The organism is Streptomyces avicenniae, assembly GCF_000719135.1.
Taxonomy (GTDB): Bacteria; Actinomycetota; Actinomycetes; order Streptomycetales; family Streptomycetaceae; genus Streptomyces; species Streptomyces avicenniae.
Genome location: NZ_JOEK01000026.1, coordinates 1 through 3,202, shown reverse-complemented (window position 1 = coordinate 3,202; position 3,202 = coordinate 1). Strand labels below are relative to the sequence as shown.

Here is a 3,202-nt window from a genome sequence, read left to right as displayed (position 1 = left end):
CTACACCCGCACCTCGGAGTATCCGACGGGGGTGTACACGTTGCCGAAGTACCTGGACGAGAAGGTCGCCCGCCTCCACCTCGACGCGTTGGACGCCCGGCTGACGGAACTGCGGCCTGACCAGGCGTCGTACATCGGCGTGCCGGTCGAAGGCCCGTACAAGCCCGACCACTACCGCTACTGACCCACCACACCCTCGTGTGCCCGGCCCCACCACAGGGCCGGGCACACCGGCACCACCACACCCCTGATGCCCAAAGGCCGCTACCGCCTCCACGACCCGGACGACCGCACCCCTCCGGCCGACGAGCACTTCCAGTGCGCGCCAGGCCCCACAGGCTGGCGGTACGTCTCCCGGCGCACGACCGTGACCGGCGCACCCAGCGGCTCCGTGGACCTCACCCTCGACGCCCTCGGCCGACCCGTACGCCTCGAACTGGCCACCGGCCACTGGCGCGTACGCGCCGCCGCGCTCGACGGCCTCACCTGGGTCCGCATGGGCGCGGACGGCACGGACGCCGCGCAGCGCACCGCCGAGGGCCGCGGCTTCTCCGGCGACTCCCCGGCCTTCCTCGTCGCCACCGCCCGCCTGCTCCGCCTGACCCCGGCCGCCCCGGAGGCGCGCGTACGCCTGGTCACCTTCACCGCGCCGCACCTGGCGCCCCGCACCCACGACCAGGGCTGGACCCTGCTCGGCTCGGAGGAGCACCCGACCGACAGCGGCCCGCTGACCGTCGTCCACTACCGGGTGGACGACCTGGAGACGGGCGCGAGCGGCACCGTCCACCTCGCGGGGGACGTCGTCCTCGCGGCCCCCGGTGTCGAGCTGGAAGCACTCGACTCGCCCCCCTCGCCCCCCGCCGACGCCGCCGGTCTCACGCCGGGGGAGTGAACCCCCCACCCGCCGCAGGCGGTTCCTCCGCACGCGGCGCGACCGGTGGGACGGAGGGCGGCGCGGCGGGCGACGGCGGGAACTGCTGGGGGTGCTGCGGGTAAGGCTGATGTCCCTGCGGCGGCCCCGGATACGGCGGCTGCGGCGCGTACCCGCCGTCCTGCGCGTGCCGACCCGCCGCGTACGCGCGCGCCGCCTCCCGGTTCTGCCGCTCCGCCATGACCGCCGACAGATAGTCCACCGGCTGCACCCCCGGCGGCGCCTGGACGCCGACGCGCGCCATCAGTTCGTTCGACAGCCCCACCGCCATCGACCACGCGACGGCCTGGTCGAGCTGCGGCAGCCGCGTCAGCAACTGGCGGACGGAGAGCCACAGGTCGTCGGGCACCCGCGACAGGTCGAGGTGGCTGAACTGCCCCGCCAGCCAGGGCGGCGCGGACGGCACGGGCAGCGAGGCGGCCCCCGGCAGCCGCTCCCGCACGACCAGCGTGCCCGCGAAGATGTCGCCGAGCCGCCGCCCCTCGGCCGAGACGAGCGAGGAGATGACGGCGATGGACCCCAAGGAGAGAAGCAGCTCGACGACCCCGACGGCCCCCCGGACCAGCGCGTGCCGGAAACGGATGGGACCGCCGTCCGCCCGCACCACCCGGAGCCCGAGCGCCGCCTTGCCGATCGAGCGCCCGCCGCTCAGCGTCTCGACCGCGATCGGCACCCCGACGAGCAGCAGCAGGTAGAGGGCGACCTGGACGGCCGACGCGAGCGACACCCCCAGGCCGAGGACGCTGGAGACGAGCACGAACGTGATCAGGAGATAAGCACTGACGATGATCAGGAGATCCAGCAGCACGGCCATCGCCCGGCTCGGCAGGCGCGCGGGCTGAAGTCCCAGGACGACCGCGTCCCCCGTGACCAGTTGACTCATCGAGGCCCCCTTCCTCTGGACAGTGTGGCATTCCCGTCTGACAAGCTCTCCCTCATGGACCTCGACGTCTTCGTGGCCACTCACCGGGCCGAATGGGAACGCCTCGAAGCCCTCCTGCGCATGCCGCGCGGCAGGCTCGGGGGAGCGGAGGCGGACGAACTCGTCACCCTCTACCAGCGCACGGCCACCCATCTCTCGCAGATCCGCTCGACGGCCCCCGACCCGGCGCTCGTCAGCCGCCTGACGACGCTCGTCGCCAGGTCGCGCAGCGCGGTGGTCGGCACCCGGCGCGCGACCTGGCGCGACGGGATCCACTTCTTCACCACGGCCTTCCCCGCCGCGTGCTACCGGACCTGGCGCTGGTGGGTCCCGACGGCTCTGGTCAGCGTCCTGGTCATCGCCGTGACCGGCTGGTGGATCGCGCGGAACCCGGACGTGCAGGCCGCCCTGGGCGCGCCCGAGGAGCTACGGGCGATGACCCGGCCAGGGGGCCAGTACGAGACGTACTACTCCAGCAACCCCGCCGCGGCGTTCTCGGCGCAGGTCTGGACGAACAACGCCCAGGTGGCGGCGACGTGTCTCGCCTTCGGGGTCCTCCTGGGCATCCCCGTGCTGTGGGTGCTCCTCCAGAACGCGGTCAACGTCGGCATCGGCGTGGGCCTGATGGGCTCGGCCGGGCGTCTGGACGTGTTCCTCGGGCTGATCCTGCCGCACGGACTGCTGGAGCTGACGGCCGTCTTCCTCGCGGCGGGCGTCGGACTGCGCCTGGGGTGGACGGTCATCGACCCGGGGCCGCGCACCCGCTCGTCCGCCTTGGCCCAGGAGGGGCGGGCGGCGCTCGGCATGGCGATCGGGCTGGCCGCCGTCCTCCTCGTCTCCGGCGTGATCGAAGGATTCGTCACCCCCTCGGGGCTGCCGACCTGGGGCCGGATCGCGATCGGCGTGGTCGCCGAGCTGCTGTTCCTCTTCTACGTGTTCGTCATCGGCAGGCGTGCCGCAGCCGCCGGGGAGACGGGGGACATGGTGGTCGCCGACAGGGAGGCCGAGGCCCCGGTCGCCGCCTGACCACCCGGTTTGACGCCACTGACACGGGCGCGTAATGTTCTCCGAGCTGCCACCGAGCCGCCGGATTCACCGGTGGTCCCGGAGAGCAGCTTCCGTCACTGAGGTGGCACTCTCTCGTTCTACTTCTCGAAACCCGCAAGGGTCTCTTTCGGCATGGCCCGAAAAGACCGCGCGGGGGCCGATTTGGAGAAATCCGGGAGACGCCACTAAAGTAGTGGACACAGCGAAGGGAAGCGCCCGGAGAGGCCCGAGAGGGTTTTGAAGGAAGCGTCCGTTCCTTGAGAACTCAACAGCGTGCCAAAAGTCAATGCCAATGTTTTGAT

4 protein-coding genes are annotated in these 3,202 nt (G+C 72.1%); 3 read left to right on the top strand and 1 reads right to left on the bottom strand.

Annotation, left to right across the window (positions count from 1 at the left end; all coding sequences use genetic code 11):
• Both IF27_RS29575 and IF27_RS29570 read left to right on the top strand, forming a co-directional pair.
• The coding region (locus tag IF27_RS29575; RefSeq protein ID WP_190233149.1) for an adenosylhomocysteinase at positions 1-184 on the top strand (184 nt) is incomplete at its 5' end.
• A 66-nt stretch (positions 185-250) separates the two neighbouring features.
• Positions 251-892, top strand: a complete 642-nt coding sequence (locus tag IF27_RS29570) for a hypothetical protein (protein ID WP_052852962.1) — start codon at positions 251-253, stop codon at positions 890-892.
• Here IF27_RS29570 and IF27_RS29565 read toward each other — a convergent pair.
• Positions 876-1,814 carry an RDD family protein gene (locus tag IF27_RS29565; protein ID WP_052852961.1) on the bottom strand — a complete coding sequence of 313 codons (939 nt, stop codon included), beginning with the start codon at positions 1,812-1,814 and terminating at the stop codon, positions 876-878. The genes IF27_RS29570 and IF27_RS29565 overlap by 17 nt on opposite strands.
• Before the next feature lie 54 nt (positions 1,815-1,868).
• Between IF27_RS29565 and IF27_RS29560 the strand changes: the two genes are divergently transcribed.
• The gene (locus IF27_RS29560; RefSeq protein ID WP_052852960.1) at positions 1,869-2,879 is read left to right on the top strand and encodes a stage II sporulation protein M; all 1,011 of its coding nucleotides are present in this window, start codon (positions 1,869-1,871) and stop codon (positions 2,877-2,879) included.
• Positions 2,880-3,202: the final 323 nt, after the last annotated feature.